The organism is Cohnella mopanensis (genome assembly GCF_022352055.1).
Taxonomy (GTDB): Bacteria; Bacillota; Bacilli; order Paenibacillales; family Paenibacillaceae; genus Cohnella; species Cohnella mopanensis.
The window spans coordinates 294,217-312,023 of record NZ_JAKRWM010000006.1; the positions used below are offsets into that span (position 1 = coordinate 294,217).

Genomic DNA, 17,807 nt, shown 5'->3' on the forward strand with positions numbered 1-17,807 from the left:
GAGGAAAAAGATAGTTGCCGATCCCCATCTTACTGCGCCGATTCTCTACGTCCGCCAAGGGAACTGTCGCGCTTAACGTTATGGGATCACCTTATTTGTGCGCATGACGATGACTTCGACTGAAATAGCGTTACGCAATAACGCTATTTCTGAGGTTCGGTCTATTGGGAGAGGACATAGCGATAATAACGTTGCCGGATCGTCTTATTCATTCGGTTGGCGACGATTCCATTAAAAATAAGACTCCTACATAACGCTATTGCCGACGGAACTCAGTTGGGGAGCATAGCAAAACACAAAAAAGAAGAGCGCCCGATCGGCGCTCTCCCTCTAACTCTTATAGTCGTGGTATATTTCCTTAATCTCATATTGTTCTCCCGTGTTGTGGAATACGACCGCGAAAGTATCAAACTAATTAGGTAAAATATATCACTAAAGAGAAACGATCTCACTTCCGCCCATAGTCGGCTTTAATCTCGCCCCATTGTTTCGTCTGCCATTTAACAACCTTGTTCGAGTACTTGTTCGTCTTCAGCCAGAGAACAGCTCGGTCCACCAAATCCCAAATTTCCCTAGTCGACTCGTCTCGCACCAACGTCGACGACACTTCCTTCTGCTTCACCCATTTCAAAGCGTTAACCGAATCGCTGTAGACGGTCTTGTCGCTGCCAATCTTCTGCAAATAAGCGAGACCGTGAACGATGGCGAGAAACTCCCCGAGGTTGTTCGTCCCTTTGCGAATAGGCCCCACGGAGAAAATGACTGCGCCCGTCTGCGTATCCACGCCTTTATATTCGACCGGTCCCGGATTTCCGCTAGTCCCTACGTCGACGGAGATACTGTTATAGTCGATTTCCTCCGTCGTCTCAACCCCAGTCGACCTAGGCTTGAAGCTCCCCCCGGAGCTAGCTGTTTTCCCGCTTCCCCAGTGTTTCTTCCAACCCTCTTTATAAGCCAGTTCAGCAGCGGCCTTCGTCTCGTAGGACTTAAACTTCGCTTCGTCGAACTTATTGATTTGTTCTTGGCAATCCGCCCAGTTCGCATAGACACCGGGTTTTCTGCCGACCCATACCACGTAATGTTTTTGCTTAGACATCTATTGGTTACCTCTTTCATTCGGAATGACTATTCCTTTATCCCTAATCTAGTAAAGCAATAATAACTCCGTCAAACAAGTATCTTCGTATTTGGTGCCCGGATACGCGTCGAGCAACGTCAGCTTGATCGTCTTTACTTCGCCCTCGTAATAATCCAATTTATCGGATAGCAAATACAAGTTGCCATCCGCTACCGCCTTGGCGTTAAACGGCTTATCCTCGAAATAAACTTCTCTGGTAATCCACTGGTAATCCTTATCAGGAGAATATCGAATTAAGCTTTCTACGCGCATTGACTTCACCCTGGCATTATTCCGGTAAGTTTCCTTGCTCTTCAAATATCCGTTCATTAGCCTCAATTCCGATAGACTCGTATTCTTCTTCAATTCTATCGTGATCTTCTGACCGATTCCCAGCCCCTTAGCCCCTTCCGCCCATGCCGTAGATAAGCTTCTATCCAGCAGCTTGCTCGCATCGTAACTTTTCCCCAGCTCGGAGGAAGCTTTAATGCTCGAAACGAGCTTCGAGGAGATGCGATTAGAACTGATCTTCTTGGATTTCAAGTAGTCCTCGTATTCGTATTGAAATTTGATTTCACCGAGAGACTTCAAATCCGCTTGCTTAAGCTCGACTTTGAAAATCCCCTCCGGCAAAGCTTGTCCATACGGCAACGTAAGCTTCCGCAGGGAACCGCCTTTCTTAACGATGTCGCGATAATCGAACGTGATATTCAGCTTATCCACTTTCCCGTCTCCCCAGTACCCGGCAGGCGTAAGATCGTAGCTGAATTTCCGTTCCCCAATCTGATCGAGTACGCTGTAGGGATCCATCCAATTCACGTAACCGGCATTAACCGCATAACTAACCTTAATAACCTTCGTTTCATTTTTTGCGAAAGAGATATTCGTTTTATACACTCTACTAGCCTTCTGAACAATATACTCATCATCTATGATTTTATTAATGGACGCTGTAATCAATTCATTCGTGACATTAAGAGATTGGTTGCCGTCCAGAATCCGAAACCCGCTTGCCTTATAATCGCAGTTCGGTTCGCAGCCGTACTCCTGTTCATAATAATCCACGGGAAAGGCAAAGGCCACTTGGTCTGCCTTGCCGTGATTCGTAAGCGTATAAGCAACGTTGATCTGCACCCGATCGCCAACGATCACGAAGCTCAGATCCTCCGCGGTCAAAGTCACGTTCTTCTTCTGTACAAAATGAATGCCGCCCCCAGTGACATTAGGCACCGTATCCGATGGTCCTCCATTCGCGAGCGCATTCCCGCCAACCGACGAGACGCAAATCACCGCTATTAACAAGACTCTAGCGATTCTCTTCCTTAACTCGCCTAACGCGCCGAAACTCCCCATCGCATGCACAACCTCCGCTTTACATAAAAAGGATGTAAACCCATAACTCCCTGAATCTATCATATAATATCGCGCAACGAAAGGGGCACAGCGAAAAGGCACCCCTTAGGGTGCCTCGATTGACTTGAATTGACCTTTTTTGGCCTTCGTGCCCCGTGTGCCTGATAATCCTTACTTCAAAATTTCGTCAATACGAGCCAATTCCTCGCCGGAGAAGTTCGGATGGCGCAGCGCGGCAACCGCATCTTCAATCTGGCCGACTTTGCTCGCTCCGATCAAGGCCGATGTCACTCGCCCGCCTCGCAGCACCCAGGCCAGCGCCATCTGAGACAGCTTCTGCCCTCTCTCCGCCGCGAGCTCGTTCAGCAACCGGACTTTGCCGAGAGTCTGCTCGGTCAGCTCTTCCGGCCTCAGGAATACGCTCGGACCTGCCGCTCTCGAATCCGGCGCGATTCCGTTCAAGTAACGATCGGTAAGGATGCCCTTATGCAGCGGGGAGAAAGCGATCGAGCCGATGCCTTCTTCATCCAGCACATCAAGCAGCCCGTTCTCGGGACCCCGCGTTAACATCGAATATTGAGGCTGATGAATCAAACACGGCGTTCCTAGGCGTTTTAAGATCTTAGAAGCTTCTTTCGTCTGCTCCGGGGAATAATTCGACAACCCGACATACAGCGCTTTCCCTTGGCGCACGATCAGATCAAGCGCCGCCATCGTCTCTTCAAGAGGCGTATCCGTATCGGGACGGTGATGATAATAGATGTCGACATAATCAAGATCAAGCCGCTTCAAGCTCTGATCTAGACTGGAAACGAGGCTTTTCTTGGAGCCCCATTCTCCGTAAGGGCCCGGCCACATATAATAACCCGCCTTGGTCGATATAATCATCTCGTCACGGTAAGCCGAGAAGTCCGCCTTCAGAATGCTGCCGAACGTCGTTTCAGCCGATCCCGGAGGAGGCCCATAGTTGTTCGCCAAGTCAAAGTGGGTTATGCCAAGGTCGAATGCCCTTCTGATCATCGCCCTGCCATTCTCGAAAGTATCGATTCCTCCGAAGTTGTGCCACAAGCCAAGCGAAATGGCTGGCAGCTTCAAGCCGCTTCGCCCGCTGCGATGATATGTCATCATGTCGTATCGTTGTGAATCCGCTGAATAAGTCATTCTAACTCCTCCTCGCAATCTAAATATACAAGAAGTGTATAAGAAAGACGAAGACGAGCCTATATCATGAAGGGTGATAAATATGGATTAATGTCAGAATGGCTTGAAGTTCTTAGGAGACACCCCGCTGATTTTCTTAAACATCTTGGAAAATTGCAGCGCATCCGGATAACCGACGGACCTGGCTACCTCTCCGACCGTATACTTCCCTTTGCCGAGCAATTCTCGGGCTTTGTCCATGCGATACTGAAGTAGATATTGTTGGGGAGGCACCCCTAACGCATTCTTGAAAATGACCGACAAATATTTACGATCCAGCCCTAAAGCCGACGCGAGCTGCTGAACCGAAAGATCTTCCCCGTAGTGGGAATGGATGAATTCCATGCTTTGGTGGACGTACGTATCTTGTTTGGTCGGGCGATAATCCTCCCTTGCCTCCAAAGGAATAGCCCCCATAATGGAGGACATCAATTCATACAACGCCGCTTGCAGCCTTAGTCCGCAGCTGATCTCGTCGGACTGGATGTCCGTAAGCTTCTCATATAAACCCGGCATGAGCTGCATATCCATCGGAAATACGGGCATCTCCGGGGTGAGCCCGGTTCGGGCAAGAATCGGAAGCGCTTGAGCGCCGTAGAAACCGACCCAGGAATACACCCACGGCTCTTCCCTATCTGCCTCGTAATAAGTCAAATAATGGGGATAGATCAAAAAGGCTTGTCCTGCGGAGAGCGTGTATTCCCGCTCCCCGATGCGGACGAGACCTTTGCCTTGATGGATAAAATGAATTTTATAAACCTCTTTAACCCCCGGACCGACGGCATGGCCCGGCGCGCATTTCTCTTTGCCCCAGAATTGAAGGTAAAGATCCGGCTCATCCCTGAACGGTCGCTCCGGATTGTACTTGAAAATAGGAGTTCCGATTAACATGCGGTAACGATAATCGGCTTATTGTTCGTAATAATGATCGTATGCTCGAATTGCGCGACGCGGCTGCGATCCGGAACCGCCAACGTCCAACCGTCCGCCTGTTCCACGACATAGCTTGCTCCCGTTGATACGAATGGCTCGATCGTAATGACCTGGCCCGCCTTCAGCACCCTGCGATCCTTCGGTTCATAATAAGGAAGGATTTCATACGGTTCCTCGTGAAGCCCTTTGCCGACCCCGTGGCTGCACAAATTTTCGACGATGCGATATCCGCTTCTTCTGGCTTCTTGTTGCATCATTTTGCCGACTTGATTCAGCTTCACTCCGGCTTTCAAGCTATTGATGACTTTCATCATCGTCGCATGGGTCGCTTGGCATAGATGATCGATCTCGTTCGTTGCGGGAGGAATCTGAAAGGATTGCCCCGCATCCGCATAATAGCCGTTAAGCTCGGCGGATACGTCGACGTTGATCAGGTCGCCGGCTTGCAGCACCCGGTCTCCCGGGATACCATGGGCAACCTCTTCATTGAGGCTAATACAAGTATAGCCCGGAAAGTTGACGTCTTTCATGGGAGCGGATGTAGCGCCATGCCGCGCGAGCATCTCTTGGCCGATCAGATCCAGCTCCCTGGTCGTCATGCCCGGCCTGGCGCTTTTCTTCATTTCTTCGATCGTCATCGCGACGATCCGTCCGATCTTCATTAATTGCTCTATATCTTCTTGCGATTGTATAGTCATCTTGGTCTACCTCCTATCGTCATCCCAGATGCGATTGATTCATTCGTCTAACTGTTAACCCGGTCATTATTTACCTTACCGCTTTCCCCGAGTCACTTCAAGTACGGTCTGCCGCAGATGCAAGAAGCCGACCTCCCGGTCGGCTTCGCGTGAGGCTGTCCGCTACAACAAATACCTCAAATAAATATATACGCTGGATATCACGATAGAGAGCAGCATGAGAGGGAACCCGTATTTCAGGAATTTAACGAAAGTGATCGGGTAACCTTCTTTGGCAGCCAGCCCGGCCGTAATGAGATTCGCGCTTGCCCCGATCAACGTGCCGTTACCACCCAAGCACGCTCCTAGAGCAAGACTCCACCACAGCGGTTCGAGATTGCTCACGCCCATGTTCCCCATCTCCTGAATAAGCGGAATCATTGTCGCCACGAACGGGATATTGTCCATGAACGCTGACGCTATAGCACTCATCCAGAGAATAAGCATGGAGGAAGCGGCAACGTTACCGCCCGTCAAATCGATCGCCTTCACGGCAAGATCGCTAATGATCCCCGTATCCACGAGTGCTCCTACTAGAGTGAACAATCCGACGAAGAAGAAAATCGTCGTCCATTCCACCTTGGTGAAGGCTTCTTCCATCGCATGCTCTCCCGCCAGTAACAGCAGAAGGAAAGCGCCGATCAGAGCGACCACGGATGACTCCACGTGCAACGTTTGATGAAGGAAGAAACCTGCGATCGTGAGCCCTAGAATAATGAGGCAACGGGTTAGCATCGGACGGTCGGTAATGAGTTTGCTCTCGTCCATTTCCATGATTCCGCGCTTGTACTCCTCGGACGTCCGCAGCTTTTTGCGGAATAGCAGAACGAACAAAGGAAGCTGAACCGCCATGATAATAATGACGATCGGAGCCAAGTTGTCTATGAACGCCATAAAGGTAAGCTCTTTAACCGCGCTGCCGATCATAATGTTGGGCGGATCTCCAATCAAGGTAGCGGTGCCCCCGATATTCGAAGCCAAAATCTGGGAAAATAAAAAAGGAAACGGATGAACTTTCAGCTGTCGCGTAATGCTGAACGTCACCGGAACGATCAGCAGCACTGTCGTGACGTTGTCCAAGAACGCCGAGGCTACCGCCGTTACGGCAGCTAACGCGATCAGAATTTTGACCGGTTCTCCTTTGGCTTTCTTTGCCGCCACGATCGCAATGTAGCTGAATAAGCCCGTCTTGGCCGTAACGCTGACGATAATCATCATTCCGATGAGCAGTCCCAGCGTATTAAAATCAATGTGATGTACGATTGCCGAATCCACGCTCACGAGGCCTAGCGCAACAACCAGTAGCCCGCCGAGCATGGCCACGATAGTTCTATGGATTTTTTCCGCGATAATCATTCCGTAGGTAATCAGAAAGATGGCAAGCGCAAGTATCGCTTGTTGCTCCATAGGTCCTCCTAGAAATTCTAGTTTCGTCTTGGTTTGCTGGCCGTGTTGTTACCGCACGATTCTTTATCCGTTAAACCTGCGATTTCATGTTTTCGTATTTATGAACCATTATAAAGTAACAGATGATAGCCCCTATATCCGTCACCGCAATAATGATTCCCATCGGCAACGCGTTCGCGCTCCCCGCTATTCCGACAATCGGCGCCAGCAGACCTCCAAGAAGGAAAGACAGCAGTCCGAGCAGCGCCGATGCGCTTCCCGCCGCATGTCCTTTGTTACTCATTGCAAGCGAGAATCCGGTCGTGCCTACGATGCCGACACTCGAGACGACGAAGAAAAGCGGAATCAGAATGGCTGTCAAACTTGCTGAAGATACGATCATCGCGAGCAGCAAGGTTGCGCTGACGGCAGCGATGATTAACCCGGCTAAGAAAAGTTTCTTCTCGCCTACTCTGCTTGCAAGCGCCCCCGTAATCTGCCCCGCGATAATAATGCCGATTCCGTTAATGGCGAAGAATAGGCTGAACATCTGCGGTGATACGCCGTAGATGTTCTGTAACACGAATGGCGATCCGGCGATATACGCAAACATAGCCGCGCTGACCAAAGCCTGCGCTAACGCGTACCCCATGAATGAACGATCGCGGAGAAGACTACGGAACGTGGACAGCGTTTCACGAATCCCTCCTGTCATTCGCTTGCTAACAGGCAACGTCTCCGGCAAGCCGAACAGCACGGCCAATAGCGTAAGGACTCCCCATCCCGCCAAGACGACGAACAACCCTTCCCAAGGCGTAACCTTGAGCAATTGTCCCCCAATGACCGGTGAGAAGATCGGAGCCGCTCCGTTCACGAGCATCAGCATGGCGAAGAACTTCGTTAATTCCGGCCCCGAATACAAGTCTTTCACGATGGCGCGCGAGATGACGATTCCGGCCGAACCGGCCAAGCCCTGTACGAAACGCAATGCCACCAGCACTCCGATTGACGGACTGAAGGCGCATAGGACGGAGGATACGGCATAAACCAATAATCCGATTAGTAAGGGCATTCGGCGACCTCGGAAGTCGCTCAGAGCTCCGGCGAATAGCTGGCCAACGGACAAACCGATCATGCAAGCCGTTAAGCTTAATTGCGCATAGGAGGAACTAGTGTGCAGCTCCTCGGCAAGTTGAGGTAAAGCCGGTAAATATAAATCCAGCGACAACGGGCCGAACGCCGAGAGCGAGCCGAGCAGGACGACAAGCCAGAGGATATTCGTTCTCTTCGATGCGTTCGCCCCGATCGCTTGCGGGTCTTGAAGTCGATTCATAATGAGCACCTCTCGTCTCTTGCAGTCCTCCTATCATATTACGAGTGGATTTCAAACATCAACCTTTTTGCTTTGCCAGTTTTGACAGCCCTTTAACAGCCCTTTATTCCCAGGAATCAACTCCTGTTATATAATACATATGTTCCCATTGGCGTTTCCTTTAACGACCTTAACGATAGGAGATTACGCATGGACATTATTCAAATCCCTACGCACTTAATCGATGAAGATAAAGAACAACCGAGATATCAATTCGACGAAGAGGCTCTGCAAGAGTTGATGAGCAGCATAGAAGAGCTAGGGCTCTTGTCGCCTATTAAAGTAAGAACGACGAACGACGGCCGATATAAGATCATTTATGGGAATAGGCGCTACAAGGCATGCTCGGCTTTGAACCTCCCGACGATTCCGTGTATCGTATCGAACGTGACCGACGAAATGGAAATTTACCTGGAGCAGATCGCGGAAAATTTAACCCGCCAAGGCTTCTCGCCGATCGAAGAGGCCGAAGCTTTCAATAAGCTGCTGACCGATCCGAAATTCAGCAGCTCCGTGAAATATTTGTCCAGCAAGCTCGGCAAGCCGGAAAATTACATTAAGAATAAGCTAGATCTGCTTAAATTCAGCAACGCCGTTCGCGCACTCATCGTATATGGCACGGAAATTCGCAAAGACAAGCTGACCGAGGACCAACTGATGCCCCTCAAGGACTTATCGATGGAGTATCGCGATTCACTCGCGCTGATCATGGCGCAGGACGAAATGTCCGTCCCGGATGTTAAACGAATTGCGAAATTGTTCAAGGATAAGGAAATTTCGGATAGCACGAAGGGCAAACTGCTGTTCAAGACCGGACCGCAGCTGCTAGAAACTTGGTCCTCGTTCGAGCAGACGAAGAAAGAGCGCGCGAAGAGCGCTGAGCCCAAAGAGGAGACGGTTAAAGATAAGACACCCCCTACGTCTATCGATGGAGCAAATAGGGATATGGGGAATGATCAAGAGTCTGGTACAGCGACCATCGTCGAGAAATCGATAAGCCCGTTGTCGGCGCTCGCATCCGCCCTCGATTATTATTCGGATGAAGAGTTCGATGGGCACGACGATACGGAGCAAGCTTCGGAAAGCTTTATCGAGAGCATGCTGAACCTGTTACTCGCGACGCTTCCCGCTCCGAGCACCCTTGCCCCTAAAGATTTGCCCGATCTTGAAGGCGTGGAACGAGCCCAATTCGTTCAGGACGTCGATACGCTCATTAACGACCTAGAGAAGCATCTGGCGGAGTGGCGGTCGGTCAAAGACATGATGCTCGTTAAACCTTAAACAATCGATAAGAGCACCCGAAACGAAGAAGGATGATGTCATTTCGCCGTACATAGGCGTTCCTTCCCGTTTTTCGGGTGCTTTTTGCCAATCTACTCTCTTCCAAATCTCCTAATTGGGCTTTTCATCCTAAACTGGTTTAATATCGCCACATGGTTCGGTTCGGATCTCCTTGTGCGACGGATGCGTTGGCAGTATGATGGTTGGATATCTTACAACTAGAGGTTATTCGCATCATGAGAATCAAGGATTGGGATAGCAATTTAAAAATAAGGCTCGTCGGGGAAGCTTCCTTTAATATCATTCTGTGGGCGTTCTTCCCGTTCTTGTCCATTTACTTCGCGGAATCGTTCGGCAGAGGCTGGGCGGGAGTGCTCTTGATGTTATCGCAGGCCCTCTCGGTTATCGCCAATCTGTCCGGCGGATATTGCGCGGATCGGTTCGGCCGCAAACGAATGATGGTCATCGCGGCTTTCGGGCAAGCGGTCGGATACGGCATCTTCGCGCTTGCTTCTTCGCCTTGGCTGCCAGCTCCGATCCTGGGCTTCGCCGGATTCACCTTAGCGAGCCTATTCAGCTCGATCTATTATCCGGCGAGCCAAGCAATGGTTGCCGATGTCGTGCCGGAGCAACATCGCTCCGGCGTATTCGCCGTCTTCTATACCGCCGCTAACATCGCCGTCGTCATTGGACCGCTAATCGGATCGGCCTTGTATTTAAACTATCCGTTCATCGTCCTAGCGGCGGCCTCTGCGCTATGCGCTATTCTCGCGACTGTGCTGAGCCGACGCTTAAGGGAAACGCTGCCCGGCGATATCGCCAAACGTGTTCGGCTTCAATCCGGCGGTCCTTGGCACCGATTCTTGACCGATCAGCTTCGCGATTACAAGATTATTGCCTCGGACAAAGTATTCCTGCTCTTCATTATCGCGGGAGTAATGCTGTCTCAAACCTTCATGCAGCTCGATCTGCTGTTCCCGGTTTTCCTTAAAGAGACCATCCCGCTTACAACTTTATTCTCTTATGGAGATTGGAGCTTGCAGCTCACCGGAGAGAAGCTGTTCGGAATCATCGTGTCGGAGAACGGTCTCCTCGTCGCCCTTTTCACTGTCATCGTGACCAGATGGATGCTTGGTTTTAGGGATCGCTATGTATTCATAGGCGGAGCGCTATTCTATGCGCTAGGGATCTGGATGTTCGGGCAAATGTCTTCCTTCTGGGGCTTATCCGCGGCGATCGCCGTCTTCACGCTTGCCGAGCTCATGTCCGCCGGGCCGCAGCAGGCCTTCGTTTCCCGGCTTGCTCCCGATCATATGCGCGGCCAATATTTCGCGGCATCCAGCTTGCGGTTCACGCTAGGCCGCACGATCGCCCCGATGTCCATTCCGCTAAGCAATTGGCTTGGATTCTCGTGGACATTCGGCATCCTAACCGCTATTGCGATCCTTTCCGCGCTCCTGTACAACATCATGTTCAACCGGCATGAGCGGTAGCCTCGTTATTCCGAGATGCCGCCTTGTCCCATGGATACCAAATGATATGGAACAAGCAATGTACCGTCATCGCAGCGATTAACCCGTAGTGAAAGAGCAAATATCCGCAGAAAACGGAAACCCAGAGGTTACCGATGATCGACGTCCCGACGAACAGCGGCGACGGCTTGCATCCTTCTTGAAGATTGCCCGGCAGATGCGCCAAACCGAATACGATTCCCGTTAACCCGATTCCTAACCACGAAGAGACGGGTTCGCTTAAATTTAATCCGGATAGCGCCCATACAGTAACGGTTAGCGCTCCCCAACGGAAAATAACTTCTTCAATGATCCCGCCGGAAGTTACCCGAGTCCACAAGCTTAACCGGTTCCTCAACCTCTCGGACACCACGACCGTTTCCTTGTCTAAGCGAGAACGCACGAACCCATAGTACGCAAGGATCCATGCCACGGCGCACAAAATACCCGACAGCGCCCCGGCCTTCAATTGGCGATAAAGATCGGACCATTGCGCTTCCCCGCGTGCAACTCCTTCGAGAACAACATCGCGTATTCCGACCTTGTGACCGAGATACACTCCCGCGGCGGCGCATAGAGCGACGATGATCAAGGTTTGCCCTGCAACTATAGCGAACAAAGCGGAATCCGATAACTTGCTGTTCTTGCTTTCCGGTTTATCCTTCAGCATCCGAACGGAATACTTGCTCATCAGCACGATTCCCGGAACGGAAAGAGCCACCAATACGATTACGAAAATGATATTATGCATGCGTGCATTTCTCCTCTACGGTTTGATATATTGCATTTGGATTTTCAACATTCACCATAGACCGACCATCCGGTCTAATTAGTATGTAAAAAGAAACGCCAGAAGCTCTTAATGACTAGCTTTGGCGCGAATTCCGTTCAGCACAAGCTGAACCGCACTCCGATAATACTCTCTTACCTTATCCTGTTCCCGCTCTCTGTCGACCATATAATATATTTTGGCCAAGCCCTCGAACATACTGCTCACGATGAACACCATTTGATCGAGATCGCCACTCGCGAAATCGCCCTTTTCCATTCCTTCGCGAAGCACTTCGCGACAAGCTTGAGAGCTCATATTGTTGATACCCAGCAAACGTTCGAATACGTCATCCGTAATGACTCGGCTTCTAGAAAATTCCTCAACCGATTTCTGCAAAGGGTTCTGGAAATCATTGGCATAATGCTCCGCCAAGGCATACATTTGCTCTTCGATTCCGGACAACTTCAACCGCTTATTGCTCCATTCGTTCTGCCAATGCTCCGAGTCCTCTTCGATAACGTATAGGAAGAGCTCATCCTTGCTCGGAAAATGATGATACAAGCTGCCTTTGCTTACGCTCGCTTCCTTGCACACCTCGTTCATCGTGACTGCTCCGTAGCCTTTCTGGATAAACAGTTGCATAGCCTTATTCGTAATCCGTTTCTTCGTTTCTTCACCGTCAGAGCGTCCCTTAACCATGAATGCACCACCTTAGACCGACCGGTTGGTCTAATTATATACGATTCGAGATTGACCATCAAGGTTTCTAACAGGAATTGGTTATCCATTCGCGAATACTGATACAGAAGTCTTCACCTAAGGAGTGCGCGAATGAACGCTCAACATCTAAATCGAATCCAGCAAATATTTCCATGCTTCTCCTCGATCCCGAACGCTCATTGGACGGATGCAGACTTGCTTGTCATAGATTCTTCGACCCCGCATTCCATTCAAGAAGGCCATCTTTTACAACATACGATGTTTATCGTTAGCGGCACCATACGAATTTACAAAATCTGTCCGAATTCCGGCCGAGAAATCACTCTATATCGCGTAAATGGCGGTCAATGTTGCTCGCTCATGTTAGCTAGCGTTCTAGGGGAAACCGAATACGAGGCTTCCGTGTCCGTGGAAACTCCGACCGAAGTTCTAGTGCTGCCTGTTCCCACGTTCAACAGCTGGATGGATGCCTTCAAGCCGGTTAAGCGGTTCGTATACCAAGAAATGGCGAGTCGGATTATCGATGTCACGACCTTATTGGAGCAAGTCGCGTTTCAATCCATCCCCACTCGACTGTCGGATTATCTACTTTCCCGATTCGATGGTCCGCAAGCCGATACTTTGTTCATAACCCATGAGCAAATAGCGATCGAACTCGGCACGGCCCGTGAAGTCATCACGCGTACGTTGAAGAGCTTCGCCAAGGCTGAGGCAATTACCCTAAATCGCGGACAGATCGTTCTCCTGGATCGCAATGCCCTCCGAGCACTCTCCAACCGTTAACCGTGACTTAGTCACGGAAGATTTGCTCTACTCTCCTTACAATCGTGGATAGAACGATTAAACGTATTGGGAGAGGATAACGATGAACCCTTATTACGCACCCGAGAATTTGAAACGTATACCCGAGCTTGTTCAGCTTGCTCCGCAAACCGCCACGTCTTTCTTAAACTTCGAGAAGGATGTCTATCACGCCACCGATGCGGTCCCCTTGAAAACGAAAGAACTTATCGCGATAGCCGTAGCCCATCTTACAGGTTGTCCCTACTGCATTGACGTTCACGTCAAAAAATACAAGGAGCTCGGAGGTACGCGCGAGGAAATGCTAGAAGCGATACTTGTCGCCGCGTCTACCCGGGCAGGAGCCATACTCAGCCACGCGACGCATGCCTTGAATTCTTTCGACGACGGCTCGCAGAAGAAGCCTGATGGCTCTGAGCCGACAGGACCGGATTGCTTCTGCTGAAAAGTATAGCTCAAACGAAATACCCCCGATTAGACGTGAGATCGTCCAGTCGGGGGTAGCGTATGCTCCGTTACCGGAGAATTTCTTTGATCCTTTTCAATGTGTATCCCGTATGCTGAACGACATCCATTATCGTAGCGCCCGGGTTCATTTTAATGTATTCCTTAACGATAAGTGCCTCTGATGCATAGAGTTGCTGACAGTCCTTACACAGAGTATCCGGCCTTTGAACTTGTAATTTTCCACACCTATTGCAATTAACTAATTCCATGTTAGCTCACCCTGCCGCATGATTTACTTCGTTCAAACGCCTATTCCCTACTCCCATTGTAACATCGGATACGCGAACCGTCTTCTAAAGCCTTCCATTATCTATGAAGCTCCATAATCCGGTGACCGTATAACATGAACAATGACAAGGCGGCTGCTAGAAGCAGGTACGCGGTTAATACTTTCCATTTCACGGAAGCCGGAGCTTTGTAATAGGTCCGATAATGCTGCAGCTCTACATCCACGAGCTTGATTCTCTCTTCCGTCCTCTCCGTCGCTTCTTCGAGCAGCATGGAAGGAATCGGACGCGAAGGGTCAGAGTCCTCGTATTTCACCGGCTGATGCTCCCATTCTTGAATAACCGCAAGCGCCAAGCTTGCATAATGCCGATCCAATCTCGCTTGGTCGCGGACGAGACGCTCCTCGTCGTGCAAGAACGGGAAAAGCCGCTTAGGCATGCCGGCTTCCTTCTGCTGGGCAGCATCGATTTGAGCCGATAACGATTGCTTAACCGACCAAGTGCTCGTCAGGCTTGGCCATTTTTGAAGAGCTGACCGGTACCAAACAAGCTTCTCTCTCTCATAGGCTAGCACGGAGCCTTGGTAATTTTCCTTCGCGCGATTCCACCAAGAGAACAGGCCAATAATAATGATGAGAAATAAGATCGGACTAGGCGAGATCGCTACGACGACGCCCAACACCAACAAACCGGCAAACCAGATTTTCGTCGAGAGCACGGACACGATCCGCCCTCCGTCTAAAGGCGATACCGGAATTAAGTTGAAGAGGTTAATCAGCGCGCCTAGAAAAACAACCAATGCCCAGAACGGTTCCCCGGTAGTCTCATACAGCACTACGGCAGGCAAGAACGAGATAAGTCCCGCAAGCGGACCGCCATAAGCCATGTATGCTTCGGTTGCCGCATCCCGCGGTCTATCCTTCAAGGATACGAAGGCGCCTACGAAAGGGATAAAAAAGGCCGGCGACATCGCTATTCCCTTACGTTTGGCGGCGATAAGATGTCCCATCTCGTGAACGAAAATCAAATAGACAAGGGCAACGCCGAATTTCCAGCCGTAGAGAGCCGCATAGGCCCCTAAGCTTATCATCATCGTAATGAACGTGCCGCCGAATTTGGTCCATTTCAATAATGCGAACGCCCATTTGAATTTCGCTAATAGAAATGCGCCGATTCCCACCAGCCATGAGCGGCTTTTGGATTTATTCACAATAAACTTCCTTTCTCAGACCTGCTTAAGTAGTACACTTCCATCCTTCTATCTCATTATTATACGTGAATGGATAAGAGCCGGTTGCGTCGACCCTTGAATTCGACCCTCTTGCGGCATTTAGAGCGGCTACGCCAGGTGAAATCAAAAAGCTACCCCATAAGATTTCTTACGGGGTAGCCCCTTTGCCCAAATCGCGATGCTCGACGTTTATTTGATTTTAAATTGATTGGCTAGTTGCTTCATTTTGTCCGACATTTGGTTTAACTGCTTGGCCGAAGACGAGATTTCATCCATGGACGCGAGTTGCTCCTCCGTAGTCGCAGATATCATAGTAGCGGCACTCGCTGAGTTCGAGGAAACGCTCTCCATCTGCTGCAAGGACGCCGCCACTTCCTGGGCGCTTGCGGACATCTGCTCAGCCGCGGCGGATGCCTCTTCGGCTTGCGCCACCACGTTACGCGTCGCTTGAAGAATACGGGTAAACGCTTCGCCCGTCCGAGCGATGGAAACCGTTCCGGCAGTTACCTCGTTTTCTCCGTTACGCATGGATTCTCCGGCAGCCGAAATGTCTTCCCTTATCGTATCGATCAATTCCGTAACTTGGTTAGCGGATTCGCTTGATCGTTCCGCAAGCTTGCGAATTTCTCCCGCTACGACGGCAAACCCTTTGCCATGCTCTCCCGCTCTGGCCGCTTCGATGGACGCGTTAAGCGCCAACAGGTTCGTCTGACCCGCTATTTCGCTTATCATGTTCGCGATATCCCCGATTTGCTGGGAATGTTGACCCAATTGCGCGACAACCGTGCCGATAATGCCTACCGTATCGCTGATGGCCGTCATTTGCTCCGACGACCTTGTAATTAACCGGTTACCATCCTCCGCTTCCTGCAGCATGGCCGCCGAAGATTCGAACGTCGTCGTTGCCGAGACGGCGATCCGCCCGATACCGGCCGTCATCTCTTCCATCGCCCTCGACGTTTCCCCGATGCTGACGGCTTGGATCTCATGATTAGTCGCCAATTCCGACAGAGAATCCGATGTCTGATGGGCCGCCTTGACCGAATCCCCTATGACGTTAGTAAGATTACCTGAGGATTCGGCCAATGCATTCGCGCTGAGCAATTGACTTCCCGCCAATTCACGCAAATTATGCATAAGTCGATTGAAGGAGTCGGCTAGCTGTCCGATCTCGTCTTTACTGGAGACAATAATATTCTCTTGCGTCAAATCGCCTTCCGCTATTCTCTCCGCCTGCCTCGATATTCGGACGACAGGTCTTGAAATATGCAGGGCAAACAGCGTGAGAATTGGAATACCGATCATTAAGCAGCTCCCCAACGTGATCGCCAGCGTAATCAGAATATCCCGTTGGCCCCCGTTGTAATCCTGCAAGTAAGAGCCCGCCGCGATAATCCAACCCCAGGACGGAGCTGACTCCGCATATACGATTTTCCGCGCTTCCTTAGTCGATTCGGGCAACGGCCAATCGTAATAGGTAAATCCCCCGCCGTTCTGCGCGGTCTTAACGACGTCCCTAATATAGTAAGTGCCATCCGCCGTTTGCTTGTCCCAAATGTTCTGCCCTTCGAGCGTCGGATGAGCCAACAAATTCCCTTTCTCGTCCAGAACATAGAAATAGCCGCTCTCGCCCAAGTCGATCATCTGATTAATCGGTCTCGTGTTGTCGGGATTTTTCTCCCCCAGTAGGAAGACCCGCATGCTCTCCTCCGCGTCTTCTTTCGTCATGGAGCCGTGCTGTACGGCTTTGTCCAAGGATTCCAACATTTGCCCTGCCATTCTAACGTTGTTCTTTAATCCGCTCTCGATTAACGCGCTCGACTCGTTCGTCGACACACGATAAGTAACCGCGCCCAATACTAAAATCGGAACGATCAACAATAAAGAGGATACGATCAGGAGTTTCTTTTTAATCGTCAGTTTGAATATGCCTTGTGTCTTCCCCATCATCGCGAGACCCCTTCATACCCCTACAGATGAAATAAAGGATATATTTTCCTTGGGGTCTTATCTTTTGGTACATCATAACAAAAGATAGACGGCACTTCCCCCGCTATTTGTAAAGTTTTAGGACAATTATGTGAACAGGCTTGTTTTACTTAATCTATTTTGGTGTCTTTGGAAACTTCGGTGTCTTTGGAGTCGACAACGATTTCGGAATCGACCTCCATCACCTCTTGGCTTTTCAGAGCCTCTTCGCCGAACAGATCTTTCAATTTATCCTTCGCTTTCTGCTTAACCTCTTGATCGATGCTCTGCGCAACCGCCCCGAGAGCTAACCCCAGTGCGCCAAGATCATCTACGTATCCGACCACAGGCAGGAAGTCCGGCACTAAATCAATCGGGAGTATTAAATATCCTAAAGCCCCGTATATTTGTACCCTTGCCTTAAGCGGAGTTTTCGGACTTTGAACGGCATAATAGAGCAGCAGCCCGCTATAGACAACTTTGCTCCCCGCATCCTTGGCGCTTTTTTTCAGCTTGGCCCAGAAACCTTCGTCGGAATAATGCTTTTCATATTTCGATTCACTCATCTTAGCCCCCCCTTTCCCTACAAGATTCTACAATCTTCGCTTGACCCCTGCTCGGGAATTGTCAATCCATTCATCCTGAATACGACTCCATTCAATGTTATAATGATAGCATCCAAAAGCGACTA

Annotated in this window: 16 protein-coding genes; 4 read left to right on the plus strand and 12 right to left on the minus strand. The window is 50.2% G+C overall.

What is annotated here, in order from left to right:
• Positions 1-448: 448 nt before the first annotated feature.
• From rnhA to L3D05_RS11930, 7 genes are all read right to left on the minus strand, one after another.
• Entirely contained in the window at positions 449-1,096 is a 648-nt protein-coding gene (gene rnhA / locus L3D05_RS11900) for a ribonuclease H (protein WP_239616270.1), read from the minus strand.
• A gap of 48 nt (positions 1,097-1,144) precedes the next feature.
• Positions 1,145-2,470, minus strand: coding sequence for a discoidin domain-containing protein (locus tag L3D05_RS11905; RefSeq protein ID WP_239616271.1), 1,326 nt, complete (start codon positions 2,468-2,470; stop codon positions 1,145-1,147).
• A gap of 171 nt (positions 2,471-2,641) precedes the next feature.
• Positions 2,642-3,631, minus strand: coding sequence for an aldo/keto reductase (locus L3D05_RS11910; RefSeq protein ID WP_239616272.1), 990 nt, complete (start codon positions 3,629-3,631; stop codon positions 2,642-2,644).
• A 93-nt stretch (positions 3,632-3,724) separates the two neighbouring features.
• Positions 3,725-4,561, minus strand: coding sequence for an AraC family transcriptional regulator (locus L3D05_RS11915; protein ID WP_239616273.1), 837 nt, complete (start codon positions 4,559-4,561; stop codon positions 3,725-3,727).
• Positions 4,555-5,301 (minus strand): type I methionyl aminopeptidase, encoded by a 747-nt coding sequence (gene map, locus L3D05_RS11920; protein WP_239616274.1) that lies wholly within the window; start codon positions 5,299-5,301, stop codon positions 4,555-4,557. The genes L3D05_RS11915 and map overlap by 7 nt, the downstream gene beginning before the upstream one ends.
• A gap of 162 nt (positions 5,302-5,463) precedes the next feature.
• A complete protein-coding gene (locus L3D05_RS11925) occupies positions 5,464-6,747 on the minus strand; it encodes an ArsB/NhaD family transporter (protein WP_239616275.1) in 1,284 nt (427 codons plus the stop codon).
• A 70-nt stretch (positions 6,748-6,817) separates the two neighbouring features.
• On the minus strand, positions 6,818-8,059 hold the full coding sequence (locus L3D05_RS11930) for a multidrug effflux MFS transporter (protein ID WP_239616276.1): 1,242 nt from the start codon (positions 8,057-8,059) through the stop codon (positions 6,818-6,820).
• Positions 8,060-8,248: 189 nt separating this feature from the next.
• Between L3D05_RS11930 and L3D05_RS11935 the strand changes: the two genes are divergently transcribed.
• A complete protein-coding gene (locus L3D05_RS11935) occupies positions 8,249-9,379 on the plus strand; it encodes a ParB/RepB/Spo0J family partition protein (protein WP_239616277.1) in 1,131 nt (376 codons plus the stop codon).
• 236 nt (positions 9,380-9,615) lie between these two features.
• Positions 9,616-10,872: an MDR family MFS transporter gene (locus tag L3D05_RS11940; protein ID WP_239616278.1), complete on the plus strand. Its 1,257-nt coding sequence runs from the start codon at positions 9,616-9,618 to the stop codon at positions 10,870-10,872.
• On the opposite strand, the gene L3D05_RS11945 is transcribed toward L3D05_RS11940, so the two are convergent.
• Together L3D05_RS11945 and L3D05_RS11950 are read right to left on the minus strand one after the other, a co-directional pair.
• Positions 10,853-11,641, minus strand: coding sequence for a CPBP family intramembrane glutamic endopeptidase (locus L3D05_RS11945; protein WP_239616279.1), 789 nt, complete (start codon positions 11,639-11,641; stop codon positions 10,853-10,855). The genes L3D05_RS11940 and L3D05_RS11945 overlap by 20 nt on opposite strands.
• A gap of 108 nt (positions 11,642-11,749) precedes the next feature.
• Positions 11,750-12,361 carry a TetR/AcrR family transcriptional regulator gene (locus L3D05_RS11950; protein WP_239616280.1) on the minus strand — a complete coding sequence of 204 codons (612 nt, stop codon included), beginning with the start codon at positions 12,359-12,361 and terminating at the stop codon, positions 11,750-11,752.
• Positions 12,362-12,493: 132 nt separating this feature from the next.
• Between L3D05_RS11950 and L3D05_RS11955 the strand changes: the two genes are divergently transcribed.
• Complete coding sequence (locus tag L3D05_RS11955; protein ID WP_239616281.1) at positions 12,494-13,165, plus strand: Crp/Fnr family transcriptional regulator; 672 nt, start codon at positions 12,494-12,496, stop codon at positions 13,163-13,165.
• 82 nt (positions 13,166-13,247) lie between these two features.
• Positions 13,248-13,628, plus strand: a complete 381-nt coding sequence (locus L3D05_RS11960; RefSeq protein ID WP_239616282.1) for a carboxymuconolactone decarboxylase family protein — start codon at positions 13,248-13,250, stop codon at positions 13,626-13,628.
• 368 nt (positions 13,629-13,996) lie between these two features.
• Here the strand turns inward: L3D05_RS11960 and L3D05_RS11965 are convergent, their stop codons facing one another.
• The 3 genes from L3D05_RS11965 to L3D05_RS11975 form a co-directional block, all read right to left on the minus strand.
• A complete protein-coding gene (locus L3D05_RS11965; protein ID WP_239616283.1) occupies positions 13,997-15,127 on the minus strand; it encodes a site-2 protease family protein in 1,131 nt (376 codons plus the stop codon).
• 210 nt (positions 15,128-15,337) lie between these two features.
• On the minus strand, positions 15,338-17,098 hold the full coding sequence (locus L3D05_RS11970; protein WP_239616284.1) for a methyl-accepting chemotaxis protein: 1,761 nt from the start codon (positions 17,096-17,098) through the stop codon (positions 15,338-15,340).
• Positions 17,099-17,247: 149 nt separating this feature from the next.
• Entirely contained in the window at positions 17,248-17,682 is a 435-nt protein-coding gene (locus L3D05_RS11975) for a YkvA family protein (RefSeq protein WP_239616285.1), read from the minus strand.
• Positions 17,683-17,807 lie beyond the last annotated feature (125 nt).

Bases quoted from the DNA above. Each gene is read 5' to 3' on its own strand.
- rnhA (WP_239616270.1), bottom strand. From the start codon at position 1,096: ATGTCTAAGCAAAAACATTACGTGGTATGGGTCGGCAGAAAACCCGGT.
- L3D05_RS11950 (WP_239616280.1), bottom strand. From the start codon at position 12,361: ATGGTTAAGGGACGCTCTGACGGTGAAGAAACGAAGAAACGGATTACG.
- L3D05_RS11940 (WP_239616278.1), top strand. From the start codon at position 9,616: ATGAGAATCAAGGATTGGGATAGCAATTTAAAAATAAGGCTCGTCGGG.
- L3D05_RS11975 (WP_239616285.1), bottom strand. From the start codon at position 17,682: ATGAGTGAATCGAAATATGAAAAGCATTATTCCGACGAAGGTTTCTGG.
- L3D05_RS11910 (WP_239616272.1), bottom strand. From the start codon at position 3,631: ATGACTTATTCAGCGGATTCACAACGATACGACATGATGACATATCAT.
- L3D05_RS11935 (WP_239616277.1), top strand. From the start codon at position 8,249: ATGGACATTATTCAAATCCCTACGCACTTAATCGATGAAGATAAAGAA.
- L3D05_RS11915 (WP_239616273.1), bottom strand. From the start codon at position 4,561: ATGTTAATCGGAACTCCTATTTTCAAGTACAATCCGGAGCGACCGTTC.
- L3D05_RS11960 (WP_239616282.1), top strand. From the start codon at position 13,248: ATGAACCCTTATTACGCACCCGAGAATTTGAAACGTATACCCGAGCTT.
- L3D05_RS11925 (WP_239616275.1), bottom strand. From the start codon at position 6,747: ATGGAGCAACAAGCGATACTTGCGCTTGCCATCTTTCTGATTACCTAC.
- L3D05_RS11945 (WP_239616279.1), bottom strand. From the start codon at position 11,641: ATGCATAATATCATTTTCGTAATCGTATTGGTGGCTCTTTCCGTTCCG.
- L3D05_RS11970 (WP_239616284.1), bottom strand. From the start codon at position 17,098: ATGATGGGGAAGACACAAGGCATATTCAAACTGACGATTAAAAAGAAA.
- map (WP_239616274.1), bottom strand. From the start codon at position 5,301: ATGACTATACAATCGCAAGAAGATATAGAGCAATTAATGAAGATCGGA.
- L3D05_RS11955 (WP_239616281.1), top strand. From the start codon at position 12,494: ATGAACGCTCAACATCTAAATCGAATCCAGCAAATATTTCCATGCTTC.
- L3D05_RS11905 (WP_239616271.1), bottom strand. From the start codon at position 2,470: ATGGGGAGTTTCGGCGCGTTAGGCGAGTTAAGGAAGAGAATCGCTAGA.
- L3D05_RS11930 (WP_239616276.1), bottom strand. From the start codon at position 8,059: ATGAATCGACTTCAAGACCCGCAAGCGATCGGGGCGAACGCATCGAAG.